Here is a 15,171-nt window from a genome sequence, read left to right as displayed (position 1 = left end):
CCTCAGGGTAGGCCAGCGGGCCGGACGGGCCGGGTGCGGTGAGGGGGCCGGGCCGATCTCGGCACCGGACACAGAGGCGACCCGCGGTTTTCCTCGCCGCCCATCTGCGAAACTGGTCTTCGCGTACGTATGAACATGGCGAAAGCACGTGTCGAGGGCCGCGAAGATCCCCGGGGACTGATGTTTCACCGCACGTTTCGGCGGGCGGGCGTGGGGGAGGTCACTGACACGATGATCGGGTTGCGCGGCGGGGGCCACGCGTCCTAGAAAAGCACTCGGGTGGAGATATGCATCGCGGTGGCGGACTGGGCGAGGGGACTGACGACCTCGGTCCTCGACGTGCCCGGCGGGGAAGGCACCGACGCGAGGTGGAGGAAGCCACCGAAGCACGACAGGCGCACGGTGTACCGAGTGAGCCCGAGCGGACGGACCGGCGCGTGGAGCGCGGGATCGACCGGCTCCGGGCCGGGAGCAGGAATGGTGGTCGGGTGGGGGTGACGTACAAGTACTTCGGCGCGCCCGACGGCGCGACCGCGGCCCGCGTCCCGATCTCGATGCGCCCCGAGGAACTCGGCGGCGACGAGCTCGGCATGAACGGCATGTTCACCAAGATCAAGCCGGAGACGATGGCCGCGATGGTGCTGACCGGCATCGAAGGGGTCCCGCTGCACAAGGTGCCGCCCCTGGAGCTGGTCGTCCTGCACCCCGACTACGCGGTCGTGAAGCTCCCCATGACCGTCGTCGACCCCCTGCGCGACATCGGCGAGGAAGCGGTCGGCGCCGCCGCCTTCATCTGGTCCACGGTCCCGGACCGCGGCGGCCCCCGGGACGCCTTCAATGTGTACCAGCTGCTGCACGAGTGGCAGGACTTCAGCCACCGGCTGCACGAGGCGGGGCATCAGCCGTACTGCCTGGTGTGGCCCTGAGCCGGGGTTTCAGTGGTTGCGGGCGGGGCCTTCGGGCCTCGCCCTTTTCAGTGCTCCTCCTCCCCCGGCCGGGCGGCGGGTCGGCGCTCCTGCACCCGGGCGTACGTCATCAGTGCGAACAGGACGGCGAGGAGGACGGCGGACGACCCCGCGGTGCCCAGGTCCAGGCCGCCCTTGGCGACCGGCTTCGTGAGGAAGTCGCCCGCTGTGGCGCCCAGCGGACGGGTGAGGACGAAGGCGATCCAGAACAGCAGGACGTTCGGCACCACGGGCGCCTTCATGAGCGCCGCGAGCACGGCGAGCAACCCGGACACGAGCAGCGCACCACCGGCGTAGCCGAGGCCGGAGCTGTCGGAGAGGAAGTCGCCCATGGAGGTGCCGAGGGTGTTCGACACGAGGATCGCCGACCAGAACAGGGCCTCGCCCCTGAAGGTGACGATGTCGCGGATCTGGAACGTCATTCCGCTCAGCTTCCAGACGAGGAAGATCGCCAGGAGGATCGAGATCAGGATGGCCGCACCGGCGGTATAGCCCAGGCCGAGGCCCTGCGGACCCCAGCCCAGCCTGGTCGCGCCGTTCGAGAGGTACCGCGCACTGGCGTCGCGGTTCATGAAGTCGGACATCGTCGTCCCGGCCATGCTGGTCGAGAGGATCACGGTCCAGTAGAAGAACGGGTTGTAGCGGCTGGACCGCAGCTGTACCGCCAGCGTCACCACGAAGACCAGGAACAGCGCGATCGTCGTGAGGAAGTAGCCCAGCTTCAGGGTCTGCGCGAAGAGGTCGCCCGCCGTCTCGCCCAGGGTCGTCGCGGCGATCTTCATGATCCAGAACGCCAGGGTGACCTCGGGCAGCTTCTTCATCACCGACTCGGCCGTACGCGACGTGCTCGCCACGTCGAGGTCGGTGAGGACCTCCGATTTCTCCAATTCGGCTCTCCTGTCCGGTCGACGACAGGGCGCTCGCCCCAGGAAGCGGGACGAGCGCCCTGTGAGATGAGCCGGCCGCCGAGCGGCCGTGATCTACGACGGTGGCACAGAGGGCCCGGGCTCATCCCGAACGCGCACCGTGTGGCAGGTCAGACCGCGTGTCGGGCGCCGGTCAGGTCGAACGCGGCGGCGAACATGCCGGGCTCGTAGGAGCCGCCCCGCTGGTGCACGATCACGCTGGCGCACATGGGGCGGGAGGCCACCCTGCGTCGCTGAGCCCGCCCACCCGCGCTTTCCGATCCCGCCGCCGGTACGCCGGTACGGCCGCGGCGGGCGAGAGCGCCGAGAGGGTGAGGGAGAGGGCGGCGCGGCCGGCGAGTCGCGGCGGCCGCCCGGGTCAGCAGCCGCCTGCGGGCGGGGCGCCGACGCCGATCTGGAGGGTTGCGGGGGCCGCGCAGCAACCGCCGCCCTCGGTGCCTTGCGCGGCGTCCGGGTCGTCGTAGAGGCCCGCGCCGCCGCACACACCGGTCTCGGGCAGGGTCAGCTCGACGCGCTCGGCGGCCTCGCGGTCACCGGCGATCGCCGCCGTGATGGAACGGACCTGCTCGTAACCGGTCATCGCCAGGAACGTGGGAGCACGGCCGTAGGACTTCATGCCGACCAGGTAGATGCCCTTCTCGGGGTGGGACAGCTCGTTCACGCCGTGGGGGTGGACCGTGCCGCAGGAGTGGACGTTGGGGTCGATGAGCGGGGCCAGGGCGGTCGGGGCCTGGAGACGCTCGTCGAGGCCGAGGCGGACCTCGGAGAGGAAGGACAGGTCCGGGCGGAAGCCGGTGAGCACGACGACCTCGTCGACCGGATCCAGACGGCGGCCGTCCTCAGCGACGAGGACGAGCCGGTCGCCGTCGCGTTCCACCGCCTGCGTACGGAAGCCGGTGACCGCGCTCGCGTGGCCGGCCTCGACGGCGGCCTTGGCGCGCAGGCCGAGGGCGCCGCGGGCGGGGAGCCGGTCGGCCTCGCCGCCGCCGAAGGTGTTCGCGCCGATGCCGCGGCGCAGGATCCACGTCGTGTGCGTGCCCGGCCGTTCCTGGGCGAGTTCGGCGAGTTGGGCGAGCGCGGTGAAGGCGGAGGCGCCGGAGCCGACGACCGCGGTGCGCCTGCCCGCGTACCGGGCGCGGGCGGCCGGGTCCCTCAGGTCCGGGACGCGGTAGGTGACGCGCTCGGAGGCCGACTTCTCGCCGAGGGCGGGCAGGCCGTCGGCGCCCATCGGGCCGGGGGCTCCCCAGGTGCCGGAGGCGTCGATGACGGCGCGGGCGCCGATCCGCTCCTCGCGCCCGTCGGCCGACCGGAGGTGCACGGTGAAGGGCTGCTCGTCGCGGTCGGCGTCGACGATGCGGTCGCGGCCCGCGCGGGCGACGCCGGTCACCGTGGCGCCGTAGCGGACCTTGTGGCCGAGGACGTCCGCGAGCGGCTGAAGATACCGCTCGGCCCAGTCGCCGCCGGTGGGGTAGGCGGCGCCGTCGGGGTGGGTCCAGCCGGTGGGGGCGAGGAGCTTCTCGGCGGCCGGGTCGGTGACCTCGGCCCACGCCGAGAACAGGCGCACGTGCGCCCAGTCGCGTACCGCGGTGCCGGCGGAGGGGCCGGCCTCCAGGACCAGCGGTTCGAGACCGCGCTCGACGAGGTGGGCGGCGGCGGCCAGTCCGACGGGGCCGGCGCCGATGACGACGACGGGCAACTGGTCGTTGGTGGGCGCGTTCACGAGGCTTCCCCTTTGCTTCGACGTTCGTCGATGGCTTGCGCGGCCAGCATGGCACCTGATTCGACAGGCGTCAACATAGACATTCACCGAATCAGAAACCTCGCGACAACCCCCGTACCCGGGGGGCGCCGGCGCGGCCACCGGGACCCGGACGGCGGGGACTCAGGTCATGACCGACCACCGAGGGTGAGCTGGGCACGGTGGAAGTCGAAGTGCCGGGTCGGGTACCGGTAGACCTCTTCGAGGGTCATCACGTCCTTGAAGAACGGATCCCACCGGGTCGGAAAGGCCATCGTGCGCGCCAGGACCGCGTCCGGCTCGGCCTCCAGACGGCGGTGGAGGACCGCGAGCGTGCGATCGAACTTGGCCCCCATGCGCCGCCGGCCGTAGATCCGGGCGCCGGCCACGGAACCGAGATAGTTGACGGCGTCGAACGGCCGGGTCGCGGCGTCCAGCACACGCGCCCACGCCCGGCTCGCGCCCGGCGGAAGACGCCCGAAGAGGCGCACCATCGGGAGCAGCGCCCGTACGACCATGTAGCCGAACAGCATGTGATAGAGCAGCTGTTCGTTGTCCCAGCGGGTTCCGTCGCTCCGGCGGCGCATGTCCTCGGCCGTGGCCGAGTCGAGAAGCTGATGGAACGTCACACCGGCCCGTCGCATCTCTTCGTGAACGACTTCCCTGTCCATGGGTCCCGCCCGGTGGGAGAAGGTGAGGTTGCCGCACCCATGATGAGGCTCGCCACATCCCTCGGCACCCGTCCGGCGCGGCAATTCTCGACGGGGCCGGCTCCGAGGCGCTCCGACCCTCGGCATACTGGTTCGACGTGTGTCAACATAGACGCATGTCGAATGCTGAGGTGCTTCCGCTGCCGGTCCCCGCCGCCGGCCAGACCGCGGTGGCGTGCTGCCCGCCGCTCACCGAGCGTCCGTTCAGCGCGGAGGAGGCGGAGAGGGCCGCGCGCATGTTCAAGGCACTGGGCGATCCGGTGCGGCTGCGGCTGTTCTCCGCGGTGGCCTCGCACGAGGGCGGCGAGGCGTGCGTTTGCGACATCTCCGACGTCGGCGTCTCCCAGCCGACGGTGTCCCATCACCTGAAGAAGCTCAAGGAGGCCGGGCTGCTCACCTCCGAGCGGCGCGGCACCTGGGTCTACTACCGTGTCGAGCCGTCCGTGCTGGCCACCATGGGCAGGCTCCTGGCCGCCCCGGCGACCGCGGTCCGGTGAGCGCAGGGGACACCGAAGTGGTGGTCCCCTGAACGCTCGTGCCGTGCCGCCGGGCGCAGACCCCGGCCCGACGGCCTGCGCCCCGGCCCCGCAGCGGTCCGGGGCGTGCTTCAGCCCTCCTGCCGTGCCGGCGTGAGCTGCCGCGCGGCGCTGAACTTCCGCCGCCAGGCCAGGGACACGTACACCAGCGCGACCAGGACCGGAACCTCGATCAGCGGGCCGACCACGCCGGACAGCGCCTGGCCGGAGGTGACGCCGAAAGTGGCGATGGCGACCGCGATGGCCAGTTCGAAGTTGTTGCCGGCGGCGGTGAAGGCGAGCGTCGCGGTCCGGTCGTAGGCCAGGCCGATCGCCTTGCCGAGGGCGAAGACGCCGAACCACATCACCGCGAAGTAGGCCAGCAGCGGAAGGGCGATGCGGACCACGTCCAGCGGCTGGGACGTGATCGTCCTCCCCTGGAGTGCGAACAGGACGACGATCGTGAACAGCAGGCCGTACAGGGCCCAGGGGCCGATCTTCGGCAGGAACCCCCTCTCGTACGTCTCGCGGCCCAACTTCTTCTCGCCGATACGGCGGGTGAGGAACCCGGCGAGCAGGGGGAGGCCGAGGAAGACGACGACGTTCAGAGCGATCTTCACCATGGAGATGTTCAGGTGCTCGCCCTGGCCCAGGCCGAGCCGGCCGGGCAGCAGGTCGAGGTAGAACCAGCCGAGCAGGCCGAACGCGAGGACCTGGAAGACCGAGTTCAGGGCGACCAGGACGGCGGCGGCCTCGCGGTCGCCGCACGCGAGATCGTTCCAGATGACGACCATGGCGATGCAGCGGGCGAGGCCGACGATGATCAGGCCGGTGCGGTACTCCGGCAGGTCCGGCAGGAAGGTCCACGCCAGCGCGAACATGACGGCCGGGCCGACGAGCCAGTTGACGACCAGCGAGGAGACCATGAGCCTCCGGTCGCCGGTGACCGCGTCGAGCCGGTCGTAGCGGACCTTGGCCAGGACCGGGTACATCATGACCAGCAGGCCGATGGCGATCGGCAGGGAGATACCGCCGATCTCGACCTCGGCCAGGGCGTCGTTCAGGCCGGGGACGAGCCGGCCGAGGCCGAGGCCGACGGCCATGGCGAGCAGGATCCAGACGGCGAGGAAGCGGTCGAGCGTCGACAGCTTCGCGACGATCGACGCCTCTTCGGCCGTCGCGGGTGCTTCGGTGCGGGTCACGGGCAGGCCCTCTTGTTGTCGGCGGCGTTCCGGGCGGAGTCGGCCAGTTCCGCGAACCGGCCGGCGAGCTGAGCGATCACGTCCGGGCGCAGCCTGTAGTACGTGTACCGGCCGCACGGCTCCGTATCGACGACGCCCGCCTCACGCAACACCTTCAGATGGTTGGACAGGTTCGTCTGCTTCGCGCCGGTCTCCTCGACCAGGTGCGTGGTGCAGAGCGTCTCCTCGGCGAGCAGGGTGACGATCCGGAGCCTGAGCGGGTCGGCCAGCACCCGGATCAGATCAGTGTCGACTGACGTCAGCATGGACTGATACTGTCACATCAGCCCAGACTGATACCAGCCTGGGCCGATCCTTGGGGCCCGCACCTGCATGTCGCCCACTTCACCGACCCGAAGGAAGAACCCATGGCCTCCCGCCCGCTCGCCTCCGTGCTGTTCGTCTGCGTCCACAACGCCGGGCGTTCGCAGATGGCCGCCGGATTCCTCTCCCACCTGGCGGGCGACCGGATCGAGGTCCGCTCCGCCGGTTCCGTCCCCGGCGACCAGGTCAACCCGGCCGCGGTCGAGGCGATGCGCGAGGCCGGCGTCGACATCTCCGCGGCCAGGCCGAAGATCCTCACCGCCGAGGCCGTCCAGGCGTCCGACTACGTCATCACCATGGGCTGCGGCGACGCCTGCCCCGTCTTCCCGGGCAAGAAGTACCTCGACTGGGCACTGGAGGACCCGGCCGGCAAGGGCGTGGAGTCCGTGCGTCCCATCCGCGACGAGATCCGGAAGCGGGTCGGGGCCCTGATCGCCGAGATCGACGCCGGGCGGCAGGACGCGGCCCCCTCTATCTGACGTGCCGCGCGGGCCCGGTGGCGATGTGGAGCAGGTGCTCCAGGGGACCGCGGCGGAATCGGCCCGTCCATGCGGTCGCCAGGAGCGTCGCCGACGCGATGAAGGCGAACAGGACCGGCAGCGCGGACATGGTGTCGTCCTCGACCGCCGGTACGTGCCAGACGTCGGCGAGGAACCAGAGGGCCACGATGTGCAGGGCGTACGTGGTCAACGCCATCGTGCCGACCGCCGCGACGGGCCCGGCCAGGGCCGTGAGACGCGGCATCCGGTCGGCCACGGTCAGGCACGCCGCCATCACGAGGAGCGCGACGCCCGTGTTGCCGAGGAGCGAGAAGGTCGTCTGGCTGTGCGGCGCCGCCACCAGCAGCCAGGCGAGCGGGGTGTGGGTCTCGGGCTCGCCCACGGTGTCGGACCACCAGGCGGACGACGCCGAGCCGGCGCCCGTGGCGGCCGCGACGGTGGACAGGGCGTGCGGCAGCAGGCGCAGGGCCAGCCAGGAACCGCCGTAGCCGAGCAGGGCGAGCGTCCCGCCCGCGAGGGCCAGCCGGGATCGTACGCCCGGCCGCGTGAGGTCGAGCCGGGCCACCGCCATCCCCGCGACCAGGAACGGCATCCACGTGAGCACCGGATACTCCCCGGTGAAGAGGAGTTCCAGGACGCCGTCCGTGCCGCTGATCCGGGCCAGCGGGTCCCAGGCGGTGACGGCGTCCGCCCAGCCCCCTGTCTCGATCGCCCCTCTGATCGCGTAGAGCGACAGGGGCATGACCAGCGCGCCCGCGGCGGCGATCAGCGCGAGCGTCCCTGCGCGCAGCCGGTACAGCGGGAGCACGGCCAGGAAGAGCAGCGCGTAGAAGCTGAGGATCACGGCCACGTCGGTGCCCAGGGCCGTCAGGGCGTAGCCGAGCACCATCAGGACGGCGGCCCGGATCACGACCCTCGCCACGGCCTGGCGGCCAGACCGCCCGGTGCGCGGACGCGGCCGGCCGGTGATGATGACCAGCGAGAAGCCGGCGAGCACGGCGAAGAGCGCGGATGAGCGTCCGCGGGCCGTCTCCAGCAGGAAGCCCACCGGGCCGCCGACCGTCACATCGGGGCCGACGTGCGCGGCGTACATGCCGAATACGGCGAGCCCGCGGGCGAGGTCGATGCCGACGAGGCGCCCGGTGGACGTGGACGGCGGGGCGGAGGCGGTGGAGGAGCGTGTCCCCGCGCGCTCGCTTCGCGTGCCGGGCGGCTTGTCCACCGGCTTGCCCAGCGGCTTGTCGACCGGATTGACCACCGGCGTGCTCAGCGGCTCGGGCGTCGGATTGCTCAGCGGCTCGTGCGTCGGCGCGGGCGACGGTGCGTTCGGCGTCATGTTCCGAGGTATGACCGGCGGACCGCCCCCGGCCACCGGGGCGGGTTTCCGAAGGCACCCCGCCGACCGGCCGGACTCACCCCGGCCAACCGGCTGGGACCACCCCGCCAACCGGTGGGAATCGCGTACGGCCCACCACTCGGCCGGCGTCCGGGGGGTACGGATCGACCGGCGGCCATGCGACGAGTGGAGCGCACGTGATCCGGGTCCTGGTGGTGGACGACGAAGCCCTGATCCGCAGGGGCTTCACCCACATCCTCAACGCGGCGGACGGCATCGAGGTCGTGGGCGCGGTCCCGGGCGGCCGGGCCGTCCGCACGGTGCGGGAACTGCGGCCCGACGTCGTCCTGCTGGACATCCGGATGCCCGACGTGGACGGGCTCACCGTCCTCGCCGAACTCCGCCGTCTGCAGGAGCCCCCGGTGGTGGCCATGCTCACCACCTTCGACACCGACGAGTACGTGGCCTCCGCCCTGCGCTCGGGCGCCGCCGGATTCCTGCTCAAGGACACCGACCCCGAGCACCTCCCCCATCTCGTGCGCACGCTGGCCGAGGGCGGGCCCGTGCTCTCGTCCAAGGTCGCCCGGACCGTGGTGAACGGCTACCTCGACACCGACGTCCGCGAGCCCTCGGCCGTCCGCCTCACCGACCGGCTGACCGAGCGCGAGCGCGCCGTGCTCGTGCTGATGGCGGAGGGGCTGGCCAACAACGACATCGGCGACCGGCTGCATCTGAGCACGGGCACCGTGAAAGGCCACGTCAGCGCGGTGTTCGGCAAGCTGCGGGTCGGCAGCCGGGTCCAGGCGGCGCTGATCGCCGAGCGTGCGGGTCTGCTGGGCCGGCCCCAGGACGAGGCCCAGGACGCGGCCGAGGGCGAGGTCGAGAGGAAGGGCGCCGGATGAGAGCCCGCAGGCTCCCGGCTCCGCTGGTGGACGTCGCCCTCGTCGGGGTGTCGCTGGCGGACACGTGGGTGCACGTCGACGCCGGGGACCGGGCGGCGCTGTCCGTGTCGCTGCTGGCCGCCTTCGCGCTGCTGCTGCGGCGCCGGCTGCCGCTGACCACCTTCGCGCTCACCCTCCCCACCGCCATGATCTCCGACGCGGCGGTCGCCACCACGGCCGCGCTGTACACCCTGGCCTCGCTCAGCCGTCACCGCATGCTGCTGGCCGGCTGCGCGCTGGTCTTCGCCGCCGGTGACTTCCTGCCCTGGCCGTGGTCGGCCGTGCGGGTCACCGAGTTCACCCAGAGCGGCAACCTCTTCCACCTCAGCTACACGCTGGCCACCGCGGCCGCCCCCGTCTTCCTGGGCCAGCTCGTACAGGCCCGGCGCGACCTGTCCCTGCGGCTCACCGAGATCTCCGAGGCCCGCGAGCACGAGAAACTGCTGACCGCCCAGAGCGTCCTCGCGAAGGAACGCGCGCAGCTCGCCCGCGAGATGCACGACGTGGTCTCCCACCAGGTCAGCCTGATCGCCGTACAGGCCGGAGCGCTCCAGGTGGGCAGCGGCGACCCCGAGACGAGGGAGGCAGCGGCCACGATCCGCCGGCTCAGCGTGCAGACCCTCGACGAGCTGCGGCACATGGTCGGCGTGCTGCGCGCCTCCGGCAGCCGCCCCACCGAACTCACCCCCCAGCCCTCCCTCGCCGATCTTCGGCGCCTGGTCGAGACCAGCGGCATCGAGGCGAAACTGGAGACCGGGCTCCCGGCGGACCTCCCGCCCACCATCCAGCGCGCCGTCTACCGCACCGTCCAGGAGGCCCTGACCAACGTCCGCAAGCACGCGCCCGGCGCCACGGCCACCATCCGCATCGACCACAGGGGCCGCACCGTCCGCACCACCATCACCAACACCGCTCCCACCCGCCACGCACTCGCCCTGCCCAGCGCCCAGTACGGTCTCGCCGGCCTGCGCCAGCGCGCCGAACTCCTCGGCGGGGCCGTCACCTCCGGCCCGACGCCCGACGGCGGATACGCCCTGCACCTGGAGCTGCCCGACGAGCCGCGACGCCGCTGAGCGGCCGGGAGGCCGGGCACACCGCGGCGGGCGGCGCGGGGGACCTGCCGCGCGGTCCAGGCGGCGAACGCCGTGTCGTCGCGGGCCGTGCCGTGCTGGGCCTTCCAGTGCGCGAAGAGGCGTCGGCCTTCGCGCGCTGGGCGTCGGCCTTCGCGCGCTGGGCGTCGGCCTGCCCGCCGATGGCGGCTATCTCGGCGTCGGTGAACAGCTTGGGGGGCGGGTTCAGCTTGATCCGCGCCGTCGCGCCGGGCTTCTTCTTCGCGGTGGTCGAGCCGGCCGGGATCAGCTGGGGCCGCAGCAGGCCGACGGTGGCGGCCGCGACGGCGAGCAGGGCGATCAGGGCGTACGGCCACTTGATGCTGCGCAGGGCGTTCACGCGGCGGTGGACCTTTCGAGAGGGGGACCCGGACGGAAGTGGGTGCGGGCGAGGCGGCGTGCGTCGTTGTCGGGCAGGCCCGGGGTGAGCAGGGACTGACCCACGATGTACTTGCTGAGGGAGACGGGCCGGGCGCCGAGGCTCAGCAGCAGCCGGTCGGCGGGGGCGGGCCGGCGGGTCCTGGGTCTGCCCGATCGTGTCGTATCCGCCCTCTTCGGACCAGGGCGGTGCCGATGCGCGGATCGACGCCTCGCGGGGCCGCCGGTTTTCCTCCGGGGATGTCCCTACGTACTGTAGGGTCCGGCTCGCCATCCAACCGTCGACGGGGGACCCATGCAGGAAGCACGTAGCCCGGGGCCGGACGCCCCGGCCGGTGAGGACGCGGAGGGTGCGCTCGGCCCGACCGTCGCGTTGCTCGTCGTGAGTCTCACCATCGCCGCGGTCGGCGTGTATCAGCTGTGCGGCTTCGGGCTGCACAGCCTCGACCGGCGGCCCCATCTGTTCAGCGACGGTTTCGCCACGGCGGGGGTCATCGTGGCGACGGTGGCGGCGGGCGCGGCGGTGGGCAACCTGGCCTGGATCCTGACGGCACCCCGCCGCCGCGCGGCCGCGGGCGGCGGACGGACCGACGACGGGCGGGTCGGCGAGAGACGGACCGACGACGGGCGGATCGGCGAGCCAGGGGCCGATGACGGGCGGGCCGGCGGGAGAGGGGCCGGTGACGCCGATCCGGGTCGCGACGGCCCGGGCGGTGCCGCGCCGGGGCCGGGCGAAGCCGAGCCCGTGCACGCCCCGGCCGAGTAGCCGTCGCGCTACGCGGGTAGGCCTGCGCCGGGCCCGCACCCGGCGCGCCCCCGGATCCTCACCGATTTTCCCCAGGATCGGCCGCCGCCAGTCCGGCGCGCCTCCGTTACCCTACGAGCTGTAGGGTCAACGACAAGGGCGTGCGGCGGGCCGCGCGTCCGTCCGCCCGCTCCGTCCCCGCCGGTTCGCCGGCCCGCTCCCAGTCCCAAGGTGACGTGTCACCATGCCTGCACAGCAGTCGGTCCCCATCCCCCCTCAGCGCGGCCCCCGCGAGTCGGCGCGCCCCTGGCCGGGCCCGTGCCTGCGCAAGCGTGCCGCCACGGCCACGGTCTGGTACCTGCGGCTGCTCGCGGTCCTCAACATCGTCGCGGTGCTCTCGCTGCCGTTCCGCGAGGAGGTGCACGAGCACAACGCGGGCGAGTTCTTCACGCCGTACCTGGCCACCGCCGGCCTGGTCTCGGCGGCGCTCGCGCTGTTCCTGGCCGTGGTGATGCGGCGCCGCAAGCGCGCCGCCTGGCTGTCCAACCTGCTGCTCGCCGGGCCCCTCTTCGCGCTCTACGTCCTTGCGCTGACCCAGGAGCGCTACCGCGACCACGTCTTCAACTGGCTCTCCGCCGCGCTCACCGGCCTGTTCGTGGCCGCCCTGCTGATCGGCCGCCGTGAGTTCAACGCCATCGGCGACCGCTCCAACCCCCGGCTCGCCCTCGCCGTGGGCGTCGGCGGACTCCTGGTCAGCGGCACCCTGGGCACCCTGCTCGTCGATGCCACCAACACCGTGCCCGACGCCTCCCTGGCCGACAAGATCGCGTACACGATGCTGCGCGGGGTCAGCGTCGGCCCGCTCGCCGACCGCGTCGCCGCCGTGCACGCCCCCCGCTGGACGGACGTCACGATCAACGTCCTGATGGCGGCCACCTTCGTCCTCGTCCTGTACGCCTGCTTCCGCTCGCCCCGCGGCCTCGCCCTGCTCGGCGCGGAGGACGAGAAGCGGCTGCGCGAGCTGCTCCACCGGCACGGCGAGCGGGACTCCCTCGGCTACTTCGCGCTGCGCCGCGACAAAGCCGCGATCTTCTCCCCCACCGGCAAGGCCGCCGTCACCTACCGCGTCGTCAACGGGGTCAGCCTGGCCTCCGGCGACCCCCTCGGCGACCCCGAGGCGTGGCCCGGCGCCATCGACGCCTGGCTCGCCGAGGCCCGCCGGCACGCCTGGACGCCCGCCGTCATGGGCGCGAGCGAGGAGGCCGGCACGATCTACGCCCGGCACGGCCTGGACGCGCTGGAACTCGGTGACGAGGCCATCGTGGAGGTCGCCGAGTTCAGCCTGGAGGGGCGGGCCATGCGGGTCGTGCGGCAGGCGCACAACCGGGTCCGCCGGGCCGGGTACACCGTACGCATCCGCCGCCACGAGGACATCTCCGACGGCGAGATGGCGATGCTGGTGGAGCGGGCCGACGCCTGGCGCGACGGCGCCACCGAGCGTGGCTTCTCCATGGCGCTGGGCCGCCTGGGCGACCCGGCCGACGGCCGCTGCGTGATGCTGGAGTGCCGGGACGCCGACGACGTGCCGCGGGCGCTGCTCAGCTTCGTGCCCTGGGGCGAGCACGGCCTGTCGCTGGACCTGATGCGCCGGGACCGCTCCTGCGAGAACGGCCTGATGGAGTTCATGGTCGTCGAACTGCTGCTGCGCGCCGGGGAGATCGGGGTGCGCCGGGTGTCGCTGAACTTCGCGATGTTCCGCTCGGTCTTCGAGCGCGGCGCCCGTCTCGGCGCCGGTCCGGTGCTGCGGCTGTGGCGGTCGGTGCTCACCTTCTTCTCCCGCTGGTGGCAGATCGAGTCCCTCTACCGCGCCAACGCCAAGTACCGGCCCGTGTGGGAGCCCCGGTTCCTGCTGTTCGCCAAGAGCAGCGACATCCCGCGCATCGGCCTGGCCAGCGCCCGCGCCGAGGGCTTCCTCACGCCGCCGGCCCTGCCGTCCTTCACCCGCCGCAAGGAGTCCGCCGCGCCCGCCCAGGCAGGCGCGGGAACGGACGGCCGCGGCTGAGGGTCACGCCGCCCGGGCGGAAACGGACTCCCCGGTGACCGGGGGGCCACTTCGCCCGGGCGAGCAGTCACCCCGGGACGACTCACGACGGGACCCCGACCGTCCCGCACGGTCTCGCACGCCTTGCGCGGTCTCGCACGCCTTGCGCGGTCTCGCACGCCTTGCGCGGTCTCGCCTTGCGGTCTCGCGCGCATCCGCACGGCCTCGCTCGCACGGCCTCCCACGGCCGAGGCGTGACGTCGTCACCCCGTCCCCACCGTCCGCAACACCGTCAGCACCAGCGCCCGCGCCACCGCCACCACCTCGCGCACGGACACGTGCTCCCGCGCGCTGTGCGCCACCCGCACGTCGCCCGGCCCGAACTGGAGCGTCGGAATCCCGGCCGCCGCGTACAGCCTGAGGTCGCTGCCGTACGGCGCCCCGCGCTCGCGCACCGGCGGGCCTCCGACGGCGTCCGCGTGCGCGCCGCGCACCACGTCCCGCAGCGGGTGCCCCTCCGGCAGCCGCCCGCTGGCGAACTGCCCGCCGGGCCAGCTCACGCTCGCCGGACGGTCCCGCAGCCACGGGTCGGCCGCGCAGGCGTCGGCCACGCACCGCTCCAGCTCGGCGCGGGCGTGCGCCGGGTCCTCGCCCAGCCGTACGCCCAGCCGTCCCTCGGCGACCAGCAGGTCCGGCACGCTGCTCGCCCAGTCGCCCGCGCGCAGCGTGCCGACCGACAGCGCGTACGGGATCGGGTACTCCGCCATGAGCGGGGCGGGGTCGGCGTTGCGGGCCCGCTCCAGCTCGGCCAGGGCCCGGTGCAGCGGCAGGTAGGCGTCGATCGCGCTGACCCCGGCGTCCCGCGAGCTGGCGTGCGCCGCCTTGCCGAGCACGGTGAGCCGGAAGGTCAGCGCGCCCGCGTTGGCGGTGATCAGCGTGCCGCCGGTCGGCTCGGTGATCACGCACGCGTCCCCGCCGTGGCCGCGGCGCAGCGTGCCGAACGCGCCGAGGCCGCCGTCCTCCTCGCCGACCACGAAGTGCGCGGCGACCCGGCCGCGCAGCCGCACCCCGGCCGACCGGATCGCCGCCAGCGCGGCGAGGTGCGCGACCAGCCCGGCCTTCATGTCGCAGGCGCCGCGCCCGTGCACCAGGTCCCCGCTCACCCTCGGCACGAACGGGTCGCCGTCCCAGGCGGCATGGTCACCCGGCGGTACGACGTCGACATGCCCCTGGAGGACGAGCACCGGCCCGTCGCCGCCGGCCGGCGTCGTGCCGACCAGGCCCCACGCCTCCTCGCGCGGCGCCTCCGCGCCGGGGAAGCCGGGGTGGGCGCGCAGCGCGGGCAGGTCCATGGACCACAGGTCGACGTCCATCCCGAGCCGCTCCAGCCGCCCGGCCAGGTGGTGCTGGATCTCCGACTCGGCGGGACTTCCGGTGACACTCGGAATCGCGATGAGCTCCTGCAACGCCCGGGCCACGGCCGCCTCGTCGACCTCGTCCAGCGCGGCGGCCTCGGCACGACCGAGCCCGGCACGGCCCAGCCCGTCCCGGCCCGGCTCCTCGCAGGCCAGGCCGTTCCGGCTCAGACTCCCCCGCCTCGGCTCCGAGGAAGCCGGGCCCTCCTGGCCCAGGCCCTCGCTGTTCAACTCGTCGCCGGTGATGGTCATGGGCGCTCCTCGTGGTCGGCCGGTGCCCCCGATCA

Annotated in this window: 15 protein-coding genes; 7 read left to right on the top strand and 8 right to left on the bottom strand. The window is 73.1% G+C overall.

All coding sequences use genetic code 11. From position 1 onward, the window contains the following. Window positions 1-287 precede the first annotated feature (287 nt). Window positions 288-926, top strand: coding sequence for a hypothetical protein (locus tag ACF1A5_RS00275; protein ID WP_392190584.1), 639 nt, complete (start codon window positions 288-290; stop codon window positions 924-926). Window positions 927-973: 47 nt separating this feature from the next. Here ACF1A5_RS00275 and ACF1A5_RS00270 read toward each other — a convergent pair whose 3' ends face one another. The 3 genes from ACF1A5_RS00270 to ACF1A5_RS00260 all read right to left on the bottom strand — a co-directional run bounded on the left by ACF1A5_RS00270 (window position 974) and on the right by ACF1A5_RS00260 (window position 4,258). Further along, window positions 974-1,852, bottom strand: a complete 879-nt coding sequence (locus ACF1A5_RS00270) for a hypothetical protein (protein WP_392190583.1) — start codon at window positions 1,850-1,852, stop codon at window positions 974-976. Window positions 1,853-2,249: 397 nt separating this feature from the next. Beyond that, entirely contained in the window at window positions 2,250-3,611 is a 1,362-nt protein-coding gene (locus ACF1A5_RS00265; protein ID WP_392190582.1) for an FAD-dependent oxidoreductase, read from the bottom strand. Between the two features lie 167 nt (window positions 3,612-3,778). Beyond that, complete coding sequence (locus ACF1A5_RS00260; protein ID WP_392190581.1) at window positions 3,779-4,258, bottom strand: DinB family protein; 480 nt, start codon at window positions 4,256-4,258, stop codon at window positions 3,779-3,781. A 197-nt stretch (window positions 4,259-4,455) separates the two neighbouring features. On the opposite strand from ACF1A5_RS00260, the gene ACF1A5_RS00255 reads away from it, so the two are divergent. After that, window positions 4,456-4,836, top strand: coding sequence for an ArsR/SmtB family transcription factor (locus tag ACF1A5_RS00255; protein ID WP_392190580.1), 381 nt, complete (start codon window positions 4,456-4,458; stop codon window positions 4,834-4,836). Window positions 4,837-4,946: 110 nt separating this feature from the next. Here ACF1A5_RS00255 and arsB read toward each other — a convergent pair whose 3' ends face one another. Together arsB and ACF1A5_RS00245 are read right to left on the bottom strand one after the other, a co-directional pair. Further along, window positions 4,947-6,056, bottom strand: a complete 1,110-nt coding sequence (arsB, locus tag ACF1A5_RS00250; RefSeq protein WP_392190579.1) for an ACR3 family arsenite efflux transporter — start codon at window positions 6,054-6,056, stop codon at window positions 4,947-4,949. Then, on the bottom strand, window positions 6,053-6,361 hold the full coding sequence (locus tag ACF1A5_RS00245) for an ArsR/SmtB family transcription factor (RefSeq protein ID WP_392190578.1): 309 nt from the start codon (window positions 6,359-6,361) through the stop codon (window positions 6,053-6,055). Before ACF1A5_RS00245 ends, arsB begins: the two co-directional genes overlap by 4 nt. Window positions 6,362-6,463: 102 nt before the next feature. Between ACF1A5_RS00245 and ACF1A5_RS00240 the strand changes: the two genes are divergently transcribed. Further along, window positions 6,464-6,898: an arsenate reductase ArsC gene (locus ACF1A5_RS00240; protein ID WP_392190577.1), complete on the top strand. Its 435-nt coding sequence runs from the start codon at window positions 6,464-6,466 to the stop codon at window positions 6,896-6,898. Here the strand turns inward: ACF1A5_RS00240 and ACF1A5_RS00235 are convergent. After that, a complete protein-coding gene (locus tag ACF1A5_RS00235; RefSeq protein ID WP_392191179.1) occupies window positions 6,891-8,012 on the bottom strand; it encodes a DUF418 domain-containing protein in 1,122 nt (373 codons plus the stop codon). The two genes, ACF1A5_RS00240 and ACF1A5_RS00235, sit on opposite strands and share 8 nt — an antisense overlap. A 440-nt stretch (window positions 8,013-8,452) precedes the next feature. Here ACF1A5_RS00235 and ACF1A5_RS00230 point away from each other — a divergent pair, with 440 nt between their 5' ends. Both ACF1A5_RS00230 and ACF1A5_RS00225 read left to right on the top strand, forming a co-directional pair. Then, the gene (locus tag ACF1A5_RS00230) at window positions 8,453-9,157 is read left to right on the top strand and encodes a response regulator (protein ID WP_392190576.1); all 705 of its coding nucleotides are present in this window, start codon (window positions 8,453-8,455) and stop codon (window positions 9,155-9,157) included. Further along, window positions 9,154-10,269: a sensor histidine kinase gene (locus tag ACF1A5_RS00225; RefSeq protein ID WP_392190575.1), complete on the top strand. Its 1,116-nt coding sequence runs from the start codon at window positions 9,154-9,156 to the stop codon at window positions 10,267-10,269. Before ACF1A5_RS00230 ends, ACF1A5_RS00225 begins: the two co-directional genes overlap by 4 nt. Here the strand turns inward: ACF1A5_RS00225 and ACF1A5_RS00220 are convergent. After that, entirely contained in the window at window positions 10,196-10,645 is a 450-nt protein-coding gene (locus ACF1A5_RS00220) for a hypothetical protein (protein ID WP_392190574.1), read from the bottom strand. The genes ACF1A5_RS00225 and ACF1A5_RS00220 overlap by 74 nt on opposite strands. Window positions 10,646-10,978: 333 nt before the next feature. Here ACF1A5_RS00220 and ACF1A5_RS00215 point away from each other — a divergent pair, with 333 nt between their 5' ends. Both ACF1A5_RS00215 and ACF1A5_RS00210 read left to right on the top strand, forming a co-directional pair. Continuing rightward, complete coding sequence (locus ACF1A5_RS00215; protein ID WP_392190573.1) at window positions 10,979-11,449, top strand: hypothetical protein; 471 nt, start codon at window positions 10,979-10,981, stop codon at window positions 11,447-11,449. Between the two features lie 223 nt (window positions 11,450-11,672). Beyond that, a complete protein-coding gene (locus ACF1A5_RS00210) occupies window positions 11,673-13,490 on the top strand; it encodes a phosphatidylglycerol lysyltransferase domain-containing protein (RefSeq protein WP_392190572.1) in 1,818 nt (605 codons plus the stop codon). A 242-nt stretch (window positions 13,491-13,732) separates the two neighbouring features. On the opposite strand, the gene ACF1A5_RS00205 is transcribed toward ACF1A5_RS00210, so the two are convergent. Beyond that, window positions 13,733-15,136 (bottom strand): ArgE/DapE family deacylase, encoded by a 1,404-nt coding sequence (locus ACF1A5_RS00205; RefSeq protein WP_392190571.1) that lies wholly within the window; start codon window positions 15,134-15,136, stop codon window positions 13,733-13,735. Between the last annotated feature and the right edge of the window lie 35 nt (window positions 15,137-15,171).

The organism is Streptomyces sp. NPDC014864 (genome assembly GCF_043081525.1).
GTDB lineage: Bacteria > Actinomycetota > Actinomycetes > Streptomycetales > Streptomycetaceae > Streptomyces.
This window is presented reverse-complemented; position numbering and strand designations above follow the sequence as displayed.

Bases quoted from the DNA above. Each gene is read 5' to 3' on its own strand.
- ACF1A5_RS00275 (WP_392190584.1), top strand. From the start codon at position 288: ATGCATCGCGGTGGCGGACTGGGCGAGGGGACTGACGACCTCGGTCCT.
- ACF1A5_RS00255 (WP_392190580.1), top strand. From the start codon at position 4,456: ATGTCGAATGCTGAGGTGCTTCCGCTGCCGGTCCCCGCCGCCGGCCAG.
- ACF1A5_RS00245 (WP_392190578.1), bottom strand. From the start codon at position 6,361: ATGCTGACGTCAGTCGACACTGATCTGATCCGGGTGCTGGCCGACCCG.
- ACF1A5_RS00240 (WP_392190577.1), top strand. From the start codon at position 6,464: ATGGCCTCCCGCCCGCTCGCCTCCGTGCTGTTCGTCTGCGTCCACAAC.
- ACF1A5_RS00235 (WP_392191179.1), bottom strand. From the start codon at position 8,012: ATGTACGCCGCGCACGTCGGCCCCGATGTGACGGTCGGCGGCCCGGTG.
- ACF1A5_RS00225 (WP_392190575.1), top strand. From the start codon at position 9,154: ATGAGAGCCCGCAGGCTCCCGGCTCCGCTGGTGGACGTCGCCCTCGTC.
- ACF1A5_RS00215 (WP_392190573.1), top strand. From the start codon at position 10,979: ATGCAGGAAGCACGTAGCCCGGGGCCGGACGCCCCGGCCGGTGAGGAC.
- ACF1A5_RS00210 (WP_392190572.1), top strand. From the start codon at position 11,673: ATGCCTGCACAGCAGTCGGTCCCCATCCCCCCTCAGCGCGGCCCCCGC.
- ACF1A5_RS00205 (WP_392190571.1), bottom strand. From the start codon at position 15,136: ATGACCATCACCGGCGACGAGTTGAACAGCGAGGGCCTGGGCCAGGAG.